Raw genomic sequence first — 16,468 nt, forward strand, 5'->3', positions numbered from 1 at the left:
CCGGACCCGGCGCGAAGCCTGGGTGCCCGACGCCGACCTGCGCGGCCTCCGGGACCTGCCGGTGGTGATCCTCGACGACGTCAAGGCCGCCGTCGCCGAACTCCGCGCGGAACCCACCCTCCACGTGCGGGTTCCCGACGGGCTGGGGAGCACCGCCGAGCCGGCCGACAGCTACTCCGCCGCCGTCGTCAACCACGGCAGGTGTGGATCGACGGCGACCGCCGGACCGCACCGGACGGCTCGAGTTTCGCCTGGCAGCACTGGACCCACACGTTCGACCTCGCGATCGTCGCCGGGGAAGGGGACTGGCGGGACGCCGGATTCCCGCGTGGCGCGCAGGAAGCCGCGCACCCGCTGCGAGCCCGTCCGGTGCCGCCCACCCCGGGCCCGCTGCCACCCGCGCTGAGCCTGATCGCGGTCGAACCGGCCGAGGTCGTGCTGACGGCGGCGAAACCCGCGGGCAACCCCCTGGCTTCGGGTGCGGTGATCCCGCCGGCGGACGCGATCACCCTGCGGGTGTACGAATCGACCGGGTCGCCGGTCACGGCGTCCGTGGCGCTGCACGGCGGGATCCGGTCGGCCTGGCGGACCGATCTGCTCGAAGAACGCGGCGAGCCGGTGACGGTCGACGACGGCCGCGCACACGTCGAGCTGGGTGCCGCCGACGTGGCCACTTTGCGGCTGGAACCCGTCATCCGGTGGGGAACCGGCCGGGAAATCGCCACCGAACCCGTGCAGCCGGTCCCCACGCGGTACTGGCTGCACAACGAAGGTCCGGCGCCGGTCGGCAACCTGCCGGTGAGCGTGCACGTGACGCCGACCCGGCTGAAGCTCGCCGACGGGCGGGCCCGGTTCGACGTCACGGTGAGCTGCAGCGGCCGCCCGGGCCGCGGCCGGGTCGAACTGGAGCTGCCACCGGGGTGGCGGACCGGCCCGGCGCCGGAGCTGGACTACGACCTGCAGCCCGGAGAGCACGCGAAAACAGCGGTCGAAGTACAGGGCCCGGAGACGCCCGGCCGGTACCTGGTCGCCGCCCGGATTTCCGATGACGGCGGGCAAATCCTCGAAGACACGGCGGAAATCCTGGTCGGGGCGCCGCCACCGCGGGACGACCTGGTCGACGTCGGACTCCCGCACGGGCCGATCACCCTCGGGCCGGGCGGGAGCGCCGAGTTGCCGGTGTCGTTGACGAACCTGGCCCAGAGCGAGATCCGGGGCGGGATCACCGCGATCAGCCCGTTCGGCACTTGGGCGGAGGCGGTGACGATCGGCCCGCGGGCCCAGCCGTTCCGGCTCGCCGCCGGCGCGAGCGGCACCGTGCCGCTCACCGTCCACGCGGGACACACCGCGCGGCCGGGCGCGCACTGGTGGGTCCTCGTCCGCGTGACCGCCCACGGCCGGCTCGCGTACAGCCCCGCCGTCGAAGTCCGGATCGAGTGAATTCGTCGAATTCACGGTATTTTCGCAAAATAACAGGTTACTGCCCGGCGAATTACTCCGGACGCTCCTTGACCGTGGTCTCCCGGGCGCTGATCATTCCCGCAGTGAATTCCCCGCGCGCATTTCCGCCGCGCGGGCCTTTCCCAGGAGAACCAGTTGAGCCTCGCTCCCTTGGACCGGCGAACCTTCCTGCGCTGGTCCGCGCTCGTCCCCACCGCCGCTGCCCTGCCCGCCGTGCTGGGCGTGCCCGCCTGGGCGGAGGAAGCGGCGTTCGTCGACTCCTACCGCACCAACATCCCGGCCAACCACACCCCGGAGACCAACGCGGCGGTGCGGATCCTGAGCGGGATGCAGCGGGTCTGGCGCACCGGATCCACTTGGGACAGTGGGGTCGTGCTCGACGCGGCGGTGCTGCGCGCGAACGTCCGGCACTGCGTCGCCGTCACCCGCGCCCGGACCGACGCCGAGGCGAAGCGCGCGTTCGTCTACGACCGCCAGCACCAGTCCTACGCCGCCATCGGCGGCCTCGGCCCCCTGACCGACCTCTACCGCAGTGGGGCCAAGGCCGTCACGAGCATCACCGCCGCCCCCGACGGCACGCCGCCGGCGAAGATCGACGACGCCGTCCCGGCGAACGCCCCGGCGGGCTCGGCGCTCGGCGCCGGTGCGCACGACTCGGAGCTCGGCCTGGTGGCCACGCTCGTGGACACCGTCCGCGGCAACTTCGCCTCCGGCAACCCGAGCAAGGCCGCCTACCAGTACCCGCGGCCGTGGCGGCTGACCGCCGACAGCCGGGTCGAGGACACCGGCCGGGTCGACGCCCTCGGGTTCCCGGTCTACCGGTCCGACGTGGTCGTCGCACCGCAGCTGCTGCGGCAGCGCAGCACGACCCCGGCCGAAGACGGCGGCTACCCCAGCGGCCACACCAACGCGTTCCACCTGGCCTGCCTGGCACTGGCCTACGCGGTCCCGGAGCGGTTCCAGGAACTGGTGGCGCGGGCCTACGACCTGTCCGACACGCGGATCGTCGCCGGGATGCACTCGCCGGTGGACGTGATCAGCGGCCGGACCCTGGCCACCGCGCTCACCGCCGCGACGCTCGCCGACCCGGAGAACGCGGCGCTCAAGGCGGCGGCGCGCGAGCAGGCGCTGAAGTACTTCACCGCCAAGACCGGCACGACTCCCGACACGCTCTTCGCCCGGGCGCACACCGGCACCGACGAATACGGCGACCGCCGGGCCAACGCCGCGATGGTCGCGCGGCGGGCGACCTACGGCCTGCCGGACCGGGCCGCGCGCGCCGCGATGCGCGTCCCCAAGGGGGCCGAGGTGCTCCTGGAAACCCGCCTGCCGTACCTGGACCCGGCGCAGCGGCGGGAAGTCCTGCGCACGACGGCGTTCCCGGGCGGGAACCCGCTGCTCGACGGCCCGGAGCTGTGGGGCAGGCTGAACCTCTTCGCCGCGGCCGACGGCTTCGGCGCGTTCGACGCCGGTGTCCGCGTCACGATGGACGCCGCGCGCGGCGGGTTCAGCGCGAACGACAGCTGGCGCAACGACATCGGCGGCGACGGCGGGCTCGTCAAGGCGGGCACCGGAACGCTGACGCTCGCCGGGGCCAACAGCTACCGTGGCGGCACCCGCGTCGAGGCGGGCACGCTGGTCGCGGCGGCGCCGGGCGCGCTCGGCACCGGCACCGTCGAGCTCGCCGGCGGTGTGCTGCGCGCGTCCGGTCTCCGCGCGGGCGGCTACCACCAGACCGGCGGCACGCTGTCCGTCGCCGCCGGGCCGGCCCTTCTCGTGCGCGGCGAGGCCACCCTCGAGCGCGGCAGCGTCCTGGAGCTCCGGGTCGACGGCTCCTGCCCGTGGCACGAGGTCGACGTCCTGCGCGCGCGGCGGCTGCGCGGCCGGTTCGCCGCCATCCGAGTCGACCGCCCGGGGTACCGGGTGGTTCCGCGTTACACGTCCACCGGTTTGTCCGTCCGAATCCTGCGGGAGTTCTCGTGAGAAAACGCATCGCCGCGTTGGCACTCGTCGCCGCGGCGTCCACTGTGGCCAGCCCGGCGGCCGCGCAGGCCGCCGACGGCGGCGGCAGCTTCTCGGTGCTGGCCTACAACGTCGCCGGCCTGCCCGAGAGCATCTCGAGCGCGCCGACGCCGCGTGACCCCGCGACGACGGCGATCGGCCAGCGGCTCGGCCCCTACGACGTCGTCCACGTCGAGGAGGACTTCAACTACCACGCGAAGCTCTACGCGGCCGACCAGCACCCGTACCGCACGCCCACCAGCGGCGGCGCGGGGATCGGCAGCGGGCTGAACACGCTGTCCTCGCTGCCGTACGACGCCGACGACTTCGAGCGCGTCCGCTGGACGTCGTGCCAGCTCGACTCGGGCGACTGCCTGACCCCGAAGGGCTTCACCTTCATGCGGGTGCGGCTGGCCGAAGGCGTGTACGTCGACTTCTACAACGCGCACACCAACGCCGGGACGAACGACGGCGACCAGGCCTCGCGGGCGTCGAACCTGGCGCAGCTGACCGCGTTCATCAAGGCGCACTCGGCGGGCAACGCGGTGGTCGTCATGGGCGACACCAACACGCGCTACACCCGCGCGGCCGACACGATCGCCCAGTTCGGGGCGGACAACGGCCTCACCGACGCATGGGTCAAGCTCGTGCGCGGCGGGGTCGCGCCGGCCCCGGGCAGCCCGGCGCTGGTGTGCGACCCGGCCGCGGTCACCAACGACTGCGAGGTCGTCGACAAGGTGCTCTACCGCAGCAGCAAGCTCGTGAACCTCGACGCGACCTTCTACAACAACGAGCACGCGAAGTTCCTCGACGACCAGGGCCGGATGCTGTCCGACCACGACCCGATCACCGTGCGCTTCACCTGGACGCGCAACCCGGCGCTGCAGCTGTCGGAGCAGTACGGCGGCCCGCACGGCGACTACTTCACCGACGTCCCCGCGGTGCCCGCGGGGGCCCGGGTGCGGACGCTGTCGCTGCGCAGCGGCAGCCGCGTCGACCAGGTCGGGGTGACCCTGGAGAACGGCACCACCCTGACCCACGGCGGCACGGGCGGGACGGCGGCGTCGCTCACCCTGGGCACCGGCGAGTACGTCACGACGGCGACCCTGTGCCAGGGCAAGTACAGCAACACGACCCGGATCTTCTCGGCCCGGTTCACCACCAACCTCGGCCGCGTCCTCGCCGGCGGCTCGACCACCGGTGACTGCGTGACCCGCACGGCCCCGGACGGCTGGCAGATCGCCGGCTTCCACGGGCGCACCGGCGCCGAGGTCGACAAGGTGGGCTTCGTCTACACGCAGCGGTAATCGGCGGCGAGCCGTCGAGGCGCCCCGCGGTCCGGTGTTCCCGGACGGCGGGGCGTCACGCCGTTCAGCAGCTCTTCGGCGGCGGCCATGGTGGGCCGCGCGTTGGGGTCGGGGTGCAGCAGCCGCAGCACGGCCTCGGTGAGCGGGTGGCGCTGCTCGCCGTCCACCGCGGCGTAGAGGGTGGCGCCGAGGGAGTACACCTCGGCCGGGAAGTCGGGGAAGCCGCCGTCGAGCACCTCGGGGGCGAGGAAGGCGCGCAGGGCGTTCCCGCCGCTCACGATCCCGGCGTGGCCCTCGGCGGAGACGACGACGTGGTCCGGATCGACGGCGGCGTGCAGGACGCCTTCGTCGTGCGCGGCGGCCAGAGCGGCGGCCAGCTGGGCACCGAACCGGGCGACGAGCCCGGGGGCGAGCGTGCCGTGTTCGTCGAGCAGCTCGGTCAGCGTCCGCGCCCCGGGGTACTCGAGCACGAGGTAGGTGGTGCTGTCGTCGTCGACGACGTCACAGATGGCCGCCCGCGGCGCGGGGATGGCGGGCACCGCGGGCGGCTCGTCGAACAACGGCTTGACGGCGACGATCCGGTCGAGCCGTTCGTCCTGGGCGTGCCAGACCACGGTGCTCGGCCCGGCCGGGCCGAGCAGGCGGTACCGGTCGCCGATCAGTGTCCCTTCGCGCGCCACGTCGCCGTCCCTCCGTGTCGTCCACCGTCCTGCTGGGAGATACGGCCGGAAAGCGGATCCGGTTCGCTTGATCGACTCGATTTCCCCCAGCCGGGTGGACCGGCGCCCCGGGACGGCCCCGGGGCGCCGGTCCGGGCGCCTACTTCAGCGGCCGCACGCTCCCCAGCGTCGGCACCACCTTCGCGATGGTCCCGTCCGCACCGAACCGCAGCCGGTCGATCGTCACCTCCCGGTGCGTGCCGTCCCCACCGGGGATCGCGAACCGGTGGTAGGCGATGTACCACTCGTCCTTGCCCGGCACCTGCACGATGCTGTGGTGCCCCGGGCCCAGGATCCCGAGCGACGGGTCCTTCTCCAGGATCACGCCCCGGTTCACCAGCCCGGCGCCCAGCGGGCTGGTGGCGGTCGCGTAGCCGACGCGGTAGTTCTCGCTGCCCGTGTCGTCGATGGACCACGTCAGGTGGTACACGCCGGCCCGCTTGGTCATGAACAGCCCCTCGCGGAAGCCGTCGAGGCCGGTCAGGCGGGTGATCTTCGCCGGGTCGTACGACGTCAGGTCCGGGTTCAGCGGCACCACGTAGGCGCTGCCGTTGCCCCAGTACAGGTACGTCTGCCCGTCGTCGTCGGTGAACACCGCCGGGTCGATCGCCTGGCCGCCCGCCGGGTTGGCCGCGACCAGCGGCTTGCCCAGCACGTCGGTGAAGTGGCCGGTGGGGGAGTCGGACACCGCGACGCCGATCTTGGCGTCCGCGCAGAAGTAGAAGTAGTACTTCCCGTTCTTCTCGGTGATGGTCGGCGCCCACGCCCGGCTGTCCGCCCAGGACACGTCCGGGCCGAGGTCGAGGATCTTCGGGTGCCGCGTCCAGGTGACGAGGTCCTTGCTGGACCAGGCGTCGAACGACGTGCCCGACCAGCCGGGGTAGCCGTCCGTCGTGGCGTAGATGTAGTACGTGTCGCCGAAGCGGACGATGTTCGGGTCCGCGTTGAAGCCGGGCAGGACCGGGCTGTTCATCACCACCGCGCTGACCGTCCACGTCCGCCGCTGCCAGCCGGCGCCGACGACCGAATAGCCGACCGGGCCGGTGAAGTCCTGCCGCGAACCGTTGTGGGGAAACACCTGCGTCCCGTCGGCCACCTGCAGCACCGGCGCGAGCCGCCGCACGTCCGTGCCCGGCTTCACCGGCAGGACGATCGTGCCCTTCGCGCTGTCGACGATCGCCGGCACCTTGAGGGAATCGAGGGTCACCGAGCCGACGGCCGTCTCGTTGCCCGGCGCGCCGAGCACCTCCTTGGCCGTCAGGCCGCGGTTCCACACGGTGAACCGCCGCATCTTGCCCTGGAAGTACTTGTCGGCGCCGTAGGCCGACCGCCCGAGGTAGTTCGACGTCGTGATGCCCGCCCCGAGGTCGCCGGGCTTCGCCGTGACACCGTCCACACGGGCCACTTCGACGCCGTTGTCGTAGAGGCGTGCCGTGCCGTTCGCCAAGGTGTACGTCAGCGTGTGCCAGGCCCCGCGGGTGAGCGCCCGCTTGCTGTCGGCGTTCTCCTCGGTCGACCAGTTGCCCGCGGCGATCGCGGCCCGGTAGGTGTCCCCGGTGGCGAACAGGTAGCCGTCACCGACGTTGTTCGTGCTGTTGCCCAGGTTCCACAGGAAGTACGGCGTCTGCTGGCCGGGGTCGACCCACACCTGCGCCGACACCGTGATCCCGCTCAGGCCGCTCATCAGGTTGTTCGGCAGGGCGACGTAGCCGTCCTTGCCCGCGAAGGCGAGCCCGTCCGCCGAGCGCGTGACACCGCCGTGCATCGAGGCGTCCCGCCCGTTCCCGGAGACGTCGGTGACGGTGTCGCCCCGGCCCGCCGCCGTGAGGTCGTAGTCGGCGACGACGCCCTTCGCGTCGGCGCTGACCGGCGGCGGCCCCTGCCGCAGCCGGGCGAGCTCCGCCTTGGTCACCGGCAGCACCGTGCCGTGGCGCGGGCTCTTCGGGAGCTGGTACTCGGCCGGGATCGTCCAGTTCGGCTTGGCGAGCGAGTCGGTGACGAACGGGACGTAACCGCGCCGGGGCGTCTCGTCCATGAAGGCGTAGAACTTGCTGCCGTCATTGGACTTGAACGCCGTCGGGCCTTCCACCCAGTCCGTGCCGAGCTTCGTGCGGATGCAGTCGCTGACCAGCTCCCAGTTGCGCGGCTTCGTCGTCGGGAGGTCGACCGCGCGCAGGTTCTTCGACCGCTCGAGCACGATGTCGCGCTCGCAGGAGCCGATCACCTTGCCGTCGGTGGTCAGCCGGTAGTAGTAGTCGCCGTCCTTGATGACGGTGGAGTCGATGACGCCTTCGCCGGGGTCGTTCCACACCTGGGGCTTGCTGAACGTCCGGAAGTCGCGGGTGGTCGCGTACATCATCCGCGGGTACGTCGCGCCGGTGTGGTTGACGTCCGTGGGGGCGTACGGGCTGGTGGCCCAGTAGACGACGTACGCGCCGATCGTCGGGTCGTAGGTCGCCTCGGGCGCCCAGGTCATGCCGGCCGTGTCGTCGGAGACCCGGACGTGCCGCTGGTTCGACCAGGTCACCAGGTCGGTCGACTCCCAGATCTCCAGGTACTGGCTGCCGTGGCGCTGCGCCTGGTCCCAGCCGCGGCCGTCGTTGATCTGCAGGTCGGTGGCGACGATGTAGAACCGGTCGCCTTCCGGGCTGCGGACGATGAACGGGTCGCGCACGCCGGTCTCGCCGTAGTTCGAGCGCAGGACCGGACGGCCGCCGTTGAGCTCGTCCCAGTGCAGCGGGTCGTTCCCGCGGCTGGCCGCGAAGTGGATCTGCTCGGTGTCCTGCGTCGCCTCCCCGGTGAAGTAGGCGAACATGTAGCCCTCGAGCGCTTCCTTCTTCGGCAGCGGCAGGACGGTGAGGGTGAAGGAACGCTCCGCCGTCGCGTGGCCCTTCGTCGCGCGGACCGTGAGATGCGCCTTCGCCGGTCGCGCACCGGCCGCGGGCCGGGTGACCTCGCCGGTGGCGGTGACGACGCGGGGATCCTGGCTGCGCCAGGTCAGCGTGACGTCGCGGGCGCCCTTGACCGGCAGCGTGATGTTGCCGCGGATCGCGTCCTGATCCGGGAGGACGATGTCCTTGAGCGCGTTGTCGACCTTCTGCCGGTCGGTGATGTCCTGCAGCACGGTGACGGTGAAGGAGCGGCTCGCGCTCTGGCCGGCGTAGGAGACGGCCGCGGTCAGGGTCACCTTCGCGTCGCCGGCGCCGGGCGCGGGCCGCGTCACCACGCCGGTCGCGGACACCACGGCCGGGTTGCTCGACGTCCAGGCGATCGCCGAGCCGCCGGGGCCCGTCCTGGGCAGGGTGAGGTTGTCGGTGACGGCGGAGGTGTCGCCGAGGTCGAGGGCGGCCGCGTCGGCCGTCGCGCGCCCGGCGGCGGTGCGCTCGCCGAGGGCGCGGGCTTCGTCGGCGGTCACCGCGCGGTCGTAGACGCGGAAGTCGCGGACGCTGCCCTTGAGGTACTTGTCGCCGTCGTAGACCGACCGGCCCAGGTAGTCGGCGGTCGTGGTGCCGCCGCCGATCGAGCCGGGCGTGATCGTGACGCCGGTCTTGCGGGCGGCCTCGATCCCGTCCTCGTACAGGACCGCGGTCCCGCCGCCGAGGGTGTAGGTGATCGTGCGCCAGCTGCCGCGCGCGAGGTTGCGGCCCGCGTCCGCGGTCTGTTCGGTGGCCCAGTTGCCGGAGGCGATCGAGCCGCGGAAGGAGTCGCCGGTGGTGAACAGGTAGCCGTTCCCGGCGCCGCCGGTCGTGTTGCCGAAGCCCCACAGGAAGTACGGCGTGCCCTGGTCGGCCGCGACGTTCACCTGAACCGAAACCGTGATGTCCGTGAGATCCCGCATGAGGTTGTCCGGCAGGCGGACGTGCCCGTTCGTGCCGCCCAGCCGCAGCCCTTCGTCGCCCTGCCACGTGGTGTCACCGCTGACGGTGGCGGCACGTCCGTGCCCCGACGCATCGGGCACGGACGTGCCGGAGTCGCCGGTGAGGTCGTAGCGGACGACCAGGCCGTCGTCCAGGGTCGCCGCGTGGCCGGAAGCGGCCCAGACGGTGGTCGACGCCGCGGCGACGGCGAGGGTGGCGAGGACCGCGGTCAGCGGGCGGGACCGCCGGAAGAACTTCGGCGACGACGTCGTCGCCGAGAGTCGAACGGGCATACCGGTTCTCCAGGAGGTGGGCGCCGACGGCGCGGGAAAAGGTGATGCGGCTGATTCCGGGACCTGGGAACGGTCGCCGGGCGCGGAGTGAGCGCTAACATAGCTGCCCATCCCCGCGGGGTCAATTGGCTGTTTTGCCTGGTGGTGTCCCGCGTCCCGACAATCGGCCCCTTGACACCCTGTGGCGCGGGTCACTTACACTACGACGGCTTGTTAGCGCTAACAATCCTTCTGGTGCCCCGCGCTCGACGATGAGATGGGTGGACGATGATCAGTCGACGAGGACTGATGGCGGGCACGGCGGCCGCCGCGGTCGCCGGCGTGCTCGGCAGCAGAGCCGCCGCCTCCGCCCAGGCCGCCTCCGGCGCCTACGTCATGGCGTACTTCACCGAGTCGCCGTCGATGACCGGCGCCGACTACGGGCTGCACCTGGCGGTCAGCGTGGACGGCCTCGACTGGGTGCCGCTCAACCAGAACAACCCGGTGGTGACGCCGACGGCGGGCACCGGCGGGTTGCGCGACCCCTTCGTGCTGCGCAAGCAGGACGGCCGGTTCGTGGTGCTGGCGACCGACCTCAAGGGCACCGACTGGTCGCTGCAGAACCAGTACGTCCACGTCTGGGATTCCGCCGACCTGCGCGGGTTCACCGGCTACCGGCGGGTCAAGCTGCACTCGATGGCCACGCACAGCTGGGCGCCCGAGGCGTTCTGGGACCCTTCGCGCAACCAGTACGCGATCATCTATTCGGCGGCCTACGGCGGCCACGACGTCATCATGGTCAACTACACCACCGACTTCGCGACGGTCAGTGCGCCGCAGGTGTTCTTCGACCCCGGCCACGCGACGATCGACGGCACGATGGCCACCATCGGCGGCGTCAACTACCTCTACGTCAAGAACAACACGAACAGCACCCTGGTCGGCCAGCGCTCCGGCTCCCTCGCCGCCGGCGGTTTCACCACGTACAAGACCGGAATCTCACCCGGGCGGGGGGTGGAGGCGCCGCAGATCGTGCCCGCGCTGTCGGGGAACCGCTGGTACCTGTGGGGCGACACGTGGAGTCCCAACGGCCGGTTCTTCTGCTGGGAGAGCACCGACGTGGCCGCCGGGAACTGGACGCTGCTGAACGACCGCGCCTACACGCAGCCGCTGAACTCCAAGCACCCCGGGATCACGCCGATCACGGCCGCCGAGCGGTCCGCGCTCGTCACGCAGTGGGGTGCCCCGGCGTGGCGGCGGCTCAAGTCCTACAACTTCCCGGACCGCTACGTCCGGCACGCGAACTCCGTGGGCCGCATCGACGCCTACCCGTTCGACCCCTACCAGGACCAGCTCTGGAAACTGGTGCCCGGCCTGGCCGACACGGCCGGGGTGTCGTTCGAGTCCGTCAACTACCCCGGCCGGTACCTGCGGCACAGCAACTACGAACTGCGCCTCGCCGCGAACGACGGCTCGGCGGCGTTCAAGGCGGACGCGACCTTCCACCAGACGGCGGGGCTCGCCGACGGGAGCTGGTCGTCCTTCCGCTCGCACAACTTCCCCGACCGCTACCTCCGGCACTACGACTACGTGCTGCGGATCGACCCCCTCGGCAGCACGTCCTCCACTGTGGACAAGCAGGACGCGACTTTCCGCGTCGGCTACTGACAGCTTGCGAAGGAGCCGTCATGCTACGACGACGTGGCGCGGTTTTGTCGTTGCTCGTGCTCGCCACCCTGCTGCTCGGCGCGCCCGGTGCGCACGCCGCGCCGGTGACGGTGACCGGCGGGAGCCAGTTCACCGACACCTCCGGCGCCCTCGTGCACGCGCACGGCGGCGGGATGCTCAAGGTGGGGGCGTACTACTACTGGTTCGGCGAGAACCGCAACGCCGACGACACCTTCCGCGCCGTCTCGGCCTACCGCTCGACCGACCTGAAGACCTGGGAGTTCCGGGGCGACGTGCTGACGCAGTCGTCGGCGGCCGAGCTGGGCCGGGCGAAGATCGAACGGCCGAAGGTGATCTACAACAGCTCGACCGGTCAGTACGTGATGTGGATGCACAAGGAGAACGGCGACGACTACGCCGAAGCGCGCGCGGCCGTGGCCACCTCCTCGACGGTCGACGGCAGCTACACCTACCGCGGCAGCTTCCGCCCGCTCGGTACCCACATGTCGCGGGACATCACGCTGTTCAAGGACGACGACGGAACCGCGTACATGGCGTCGGCGGCCCGCGAGAACGCCGACCTGAACGTGTACCGGCTCACCGCCGACTACACCGGTGTCTCGGCGCTGGTGCAGACGCTGTGGCCCGGCTCGTACCGCGAGGCGCCGGCGATGTTCAAGCGCAACGGCGTCTACTTCCTGCTCACCTCGGGCGCCACGGGCTGGCAGCCGAACCAGCAGAAGTACGCCACGGCCACGAGCGTCACGGGCACGTGGAGCGGGTTGTCGAACGTCGGGGACGCCACCGGTTTCGGCAGCCAGACCGCGTACGTCCTGCCCGTGCAGGGTTCGCAGGCGACCTCGTACCTCTACCTGGGCGACCGCTGGGCCGGTGCCTGGCAGCGCCCGGTCAACGAGTCGCGGTACGTGTGGCTGCCGCTCTCGTTCCCGAGCGCCACCACGATGGCGATGAGCTGGTACCCGAAGGTGAGCGTCGACGCGGCGACCGGCGTGGTCGCGGGTGTCGGCACCGGCAGCGCGTACGAAACGCTGGTGGCCCGGCACAGCGGGAAGTGCGCCGACATCCCGAGTTCCTCGCGGAACGACGGGGTGGCGCTGACGCAGTACACGTGCAACACCGGCGGGAACCAGCAGTGGAGTGCGATCGACACCGGCGACGGCTACGTCACCCTGATCGCCCGGCACAGCGGGAAGTGCCTCGACGTCTCGGACGGCTCGACGGCGGACGGTGCCGCGGTGGTGCAGTGGACGTGCGACGGCGGCACGAACCAGCAGTGGCAGGCCCAGTCGGTCAGCGGCGGGTACGTCCGGTGGGTGGCGCGCCACAGCGGGAAGTGCCTGGACGTCGTGTCCGCGTCGACGGCCGACGGTGCCGCCGTGAAGCAGTACCCGTGTACCGGCGTGACGAACCAGCAGTGGCAGCGGAAGGCGGCCTGAACGGCTCCTTTCGGCTCTTGACGACGGGGTGACTGCTCGGTAACTTTTTGCGAAACTCCTTCACGTTTGGGGCCGCCATCATGCGCATGCTCGTGGCTTTGCTCACCGCCGTGGCGATGACCTCCGGTGTCGTCGCCTCCGCCGGCGCCGAAGACGTTCCGCAGCACCGGTTGACGGTGAGCGGCTCGACGTTCGTCGACGAGTACGGCCGCGAAGTGGTGTTGCGCGGCTTCAACGTCTCGGGCGAGGTGAAGCTGGCAGAAAACGGTTTCCTGCCCTTCGCCAACGCGGCCGACGCGCGCCGCTCGGCCCAGGCGATGAAGGCGCTCACCGGCGCGAACGCCGTGCGGATCCCGATCGCGTGGGCCGGGACGCAACCGGTGCGCGGGCCGGTGAACACGCAGTACCTGGCGAAGCTGACCGAGCAGATGAAGGCGTTCCTGGACGAGGGTTTCACCGTCCTGCCCGACTTCCACCAGGACCTGTTCTCCCGCTACCTGTTCAACAAGGGCAGCTGGTACACCGGCGACGGCGCGCCGAAGTGGGTCGTCGACCTCGGCGGCTACCCGGCGGAGAGCTGCGGCATCTGCGCGCACTGGGGCCAGAACATCACCCAGAACGGCGCGGTCCAGGACGCCACGAAGGACTTCTGGCACAACGCCCGCGGCGTCCAGGACGAGTTCGTCGGCATGGCCGTCCAGACGATGTCCTACCTGCGGAGCAACCTGAGTGCCGCCCAGTTCGCGGGCATCGTGGGCATGGACCCGTACAACGAGCCCTTCGCCGGGCGGTACGACTCGGGCCAGGACAGCAAGGCGTGGGAGCAGAACGTGCTGTGGCCGTTCTTCAAGCGCTTCCGCGACGCGATGGATTCCGCCGGCTGGCAGGACAAGCCCGCGTTCGTCGAGCCGAACATGTTCTGGAACGCCAACATCTCCTTCCAGCTCCACCCCGGCGGCTTCCAGGACACCGGCGTCATGGGCCCGCGGTACGTCTTCAACACGCACTTCTACGACCAGCTCGCCCAGTCCGGCGTGTTCATGCCGGGCAAGGCGGGCGACGGCCAGTACAGCGGGAGCTTCGGCACGGTCCGGGACCGCGCGACCGCGCTGGGCACGACGGCGATCGTCACCGAATTCGGCCACCCGATGACCGGCTACACCTCGGACAAGACCCCGACCGTGGACAAGGCGATGTACCAGGCCCTGGATTCACGGGTGTCCGGCGCGAACTGGTGGCGGCAGCCGGCGCAGTCGGGCCCGGTGCTCTCGGCGACGCAGTGGCAGTGGGACATCTACAGCGGCCGCCACCACGAGCTGATGAACGACAACCCGGACAAGGTCAAGACGGACGGCGACGCCTGGAACGGGGAGGATTTCTCCTCGGCCCGCACGGCGGACGACGGAACGGTCCAGCTCCGCCAGGACGCGCGGCTGCTCGACCGCCTCTACCCGGCGGCGGTGGCCGGCCACACGCTGGCGTTCACCTACGAGGACCGCTCGCGCGACGGCAGCCAGACGCTGACGTGGAACCAGATCCCGTCGACGATGCCGGCGACGGCGGCACTGACCGGGGCGGGCCGGTACGGCGTCCTCGTGTGGCAGGGGACCGACGCGGGCGCGCCGACCGAGCTGCACGTCCCGGCGGGGATGACCCCGACGGTGGTGACGGACCTGGCCGCGCCGACCCGGGTGGGCGACCGCCTGCGCCTGCCGGCCACCCCCGGGCTGCACTACGCCCTGATCGCGGAACCGGCTTCGGCACCGACCGCGGCCCAGCTGGCGGCGGTCCGCGCGGAACTCGCGGCCTGGGCGCCGACGGCGGTCCGCTAGCCGGCACCAGGTCGATCGGGAGGCCGCCCGATCGACCCGGCGCTACTCCCCGGCGCCGGTCAGCATGGCGACCATGCCGTGCGGGGCGTCGTCGCCGAACATGATCGCGTAGACGTCCTCGTCCGCCGCTTCCGCCGCCGCGCGCGCGAACATGGCCTGCTCGTACTCGGCGAGCGCCGTCTCGACGTCGCCGGGGTGGGCGGCCAGCGCCTGGCCGAGCTCGGCGCCGTCCAGCATGGCCAGGTTGGCGCCTTCGCCGTTCGGGGGCATCAGGTGGGCCGCGTCGCCGAGCAGCGTCACGCCCGGCACGCGGTCCCAGCGGTGCCCGGCCGGCAGGGTGCAGAGGCGGCGCAGCACCGGCGGCGTGTCGCTTTCGGTGATCAGGGCGGTCAGCTCGGGTGCCCAGCCGGCGAACTCCTCGGCCGCCTGTGCCGTCACGGTCGCGGCGTCCGCCCCGGCGAGCCAGTCCTGGGGCTTGAACAGCTGCGCGTACGTGTGCAGCGTCCCGCCGGCTTCGCGGTGCGCGACGAGCCCCTTGCCCGGCGCCAGCGCGTAGAGCGCCCCGGCGCCGACGACCTTCGTGGCCGCGGGATGACGGGTGTCGCCGTCGAACAGGAACGTCTCGACGACCGACACGCCGACGTACTCCGGGACGGCGTCGGAGAGCAGCGGCCGGACCTTCGACCAGGCGCCGTCCGCGCCGACCAGCAGGCTCGTGCCGAACCGGCGTCCGTCGGCCAGGTGGACCTCGTGGCCGCCGTCGCCGAGGGCCCGCACCCCGGCGACCTTGTGTCCCCAGTGGACGGTGCCGGGCGGCAGCGAGTCCAGCAGCAGCCGGCGCAGTTCGCCGCGCTGCACTTCGGGCCGCTCACCGGTGCCGTCGTCGGGCTGGTCGAGCAGCACGGTGCCGCGGGAGTCGACGACGCGGGAGGCTTCGCGGCCCGGCAGGACGAGCTCTCGGAACCCCTCGGCCAGGCCGGCTGCCTCGAGCGCCGGCTGGCCGTTCCAGGGGTGGATGTCGAGCATGCCGCCCTGGCGGCGCGCGGCCGGTGAGGCTTCGGCCTCGTACACCTCGACCGGGATGCCGTGCAGGTGCAGGACACGGGCCAGGACGAGCCCGCCGAGGCCGGCTCCGATGATCGTGACGGTCATGGTCACCTCCGATTGGATTGTCGTTCCAATCGCCACGCTAGCACGAGTTTGGATCGGCGTTCCAATCGTGCGATGATCGGCGCATGGCGAAACGGCGCACGGACGGGCTGTCGAAGGACGTGATCGTGCAGGCGGCGGCCGCGATCCTGGACGACGGCGGCGAGGCCGCACTCACGTTCCGCGCGCTCACCGCCCGCCTGTCGACCGGCTACGGCGCGATCTACCACCACGTCGCGAACAAGAGCGACCTCCTGGCCGCGGCGACCGACGCCGTCATCGCGCGCGTCATGGGCGACGCCGTGGCCGAGGGCGACCCGCGGGAAGCGCTGCGGACGGTCTCACTGGGCCTGTTCGACGCGATCGACGCCCACCCCTGGGTCGGCGCCCAGCTGTCCCGGGAGCCGTGGCGGCCCGCGCTCCTGGAGGTCTACGAGCGCATCGGCGGGCTGCTCGTCGCGCTCGAAGTGCCCGAGCGGGCGTTGTTCGACGCCGCGGGCGCGCTGGTCAACTACGTGCTCGGCGTCGCCGGGCAGAACGCCGCCAACGCCCGGCTGCTCGCCGCCGAGGCGGACCGCTCGGCGTTTCTCGCCACCGTGTCGGCGCAATGGGCCTCGCTCGACCCGGACGAATACCCGTTCGTGCACCAGGCCGCGACCCAGCTGCGGGAGCACGACGACCGCGAGCAGTTCCTTGCGGGCGTCGACATCTTCCTGGCCGGGATCGCGACCCTGCGCGGTTAGCG

Annotated in this window: 10 protein-coding genes; 7 read left to right on the forward strand and 3 right to left on the reverse strand. The window is 71.7% G+C overall.

Going from position 1 to position 16,468, the window contains the following annotated elements:
* Positions 1-201: 201 nt before the first annotated feature.
* The 3 genes from CCN39_RS01855 (at position 202) to CCN39_RS01865 (ending at position 4,769) form a co-directional block, all read left to right on the forward strand.
* A complete protein-coding gene (locus CCN39_RS01855; RefSeq protein WP_086838063.1) occupies positions 202-1,440 on the forward strand; it encodes a COG1470 family protein in 1,239 nt (412 codons plus the stop codon).
* Between the two features lie 171 nt (positions 1,441-1,611).
* The gene (locus CCN39_RS01860) at positions 1,612-3,444 is read left to right on the forward strand and encodes an autotransporter-associated beta strand repeat-containing protein (RefSeq protein WP_244210577.1); all 1,833 of its coding nucleotides are present in this window, start codon (positions 1,612-1,614) and stop codon (positions 3,442-3,444) included.
* Positions 3,441-4,769: a jacalin-like lectin gene (locus CCN39_RS01865; RefSeq protein WP_086838065.1), complete on the forward strand. Its 1,329-nt coding sequence runs from the start codon at positions 3,441-3,443 to the stop codon at positions 4,767-4,769. The genes CCN39_RS01860 and CCN39_RS01865 overlap by 4 nt, the downstream gene beginning before the upstream one ends.
* Here CCN39_RS01865 and CCN39_RS01870 read toward each other — a convergent pair.
* Both CCN39_RS01870 and CCN39_RS01875 read right to left on the reverse strand, forming a co-directional pair.
* Complete coding sequence (locus CCN39_RS01870; RefSeq protein ID WP_086838066.1) at positions 4,754-5,449, reverse strand: protein kinase domain-containing protein; 696 nt, start codon at positions 5,447-5,449, stop codon at positions 4,754-4,756. The two genes, CCN39_RS01865 and CCN39_RS01870, sit on opposite strands and share 16 nt — an antisense overlap.
* A 139-nt stretch (positions 5,450-5,588) precedes the next feature.
* The gene (locus CCN39_RS01875) at positions 5,589-9,638 is read right to left on the reverse strand and encodes a family 43 glycosylhydrolase (protein WP_086838067.1); all 4,050 of its coding nucleotides are present in this window, start codon (positions 9,636-9,638) and stop codon (positions 5,589-5,591) included.
* A 288-nt stretch (positions 9,639-9,926) separates the two neighbouring features.
* Here CCN39_RS01875 and CCN39_RS01880 point away from each other — a divergent pair, with 288 nt between their 5' ends.
* The 3 genes from CCN39_RS01880 (at position 9,927) to CCN39_RS01890 (ending at position 14,574) form a co-directional block, all read left to right on the forward strand.
* On the forward strand, positions 9,927-11,285 hold the full coding sequence (locus CCN39_RS01880; RefSeq protein ID WP_086838068.1) for a glycoside hydrolase family 43 protein: 1,359 nt from the start codon (positions 9,927-9,929) through the stop codon (positions 11,283-11,285).
* Positions 11,286-11,305: 20 nt separating this feature from the next.
* Positions 11,306-12,742 carry an RICIN domain-containing protein gene (locus CCN39_RS01885; RefSeq protein ID WP_244210578.1) on the forward strand — a complete coding sequence of 479 codons (1,437 nt, stop codon included), beginning with the start codon at positions 11,306-11,308 and terminating at the stop codon, positions 12,740-12,742.
* A gap of 80 nt (positions 12,743-12,822) precedes the next feature.
* Positions 12,823-14,574: a cellulase family glycosylhydrolase gene (locus tag CCN39_RS01890; RefSeq protein WP_086838070.1), complete on the forward strand. Its 1,752-nt coding sequence runs from the start codon at positions 12,823-12,825 to the stop codon at positions 14,572-14,574.
* A 42-nt stretch (positions 14,575-14,616) separates the two neighbouring features.
* On the opposite strand, the gene CCN39_RS01895 is transcribed toward CCN39_RS01890, so the two are convergent.
* A complete protein-coding gene (locus CCN39_RS01895; protein WP_086838071.1) occupies positions 14,617-15,726 on the reverse strand; it encodes an FAD-dependent oxidoreductase in 1,110 nt (369 codons plus the stop codon).
* Between the two features lie 83 nt (positions 15,727-15,809).
* Here CCN39_RS01895 and CCN39_RS01900 point away from each other — a divergent pair, with 83 nt between their 5' ends.
* Positions 15,810-16,466 (forward strand): TetR/AcrR family transcriptional regulator, encoded by a 657-nt coding sequence (locus CCN39_RS01900; protein ID WP_086838072.1) that lies wholly within the window; start codon positions 15,810-15,812, stop codon positions 16,464-16,466.
* Positions 16,467-16,468 lie beyond the last annotated feature (2 nt).

It is taken from the genome of Amycolatopsis kentuckyensis (genome assembly GCF_002155975.1).
In the GTDB taxonomy this organism is placed as follows: Bacteria; Actinomycetota; Actinomycetes; order Mycobacteriales; family Pseudonocardiaceae; genus Amycolatopsis; species Amycolatopsis kentuckyensis.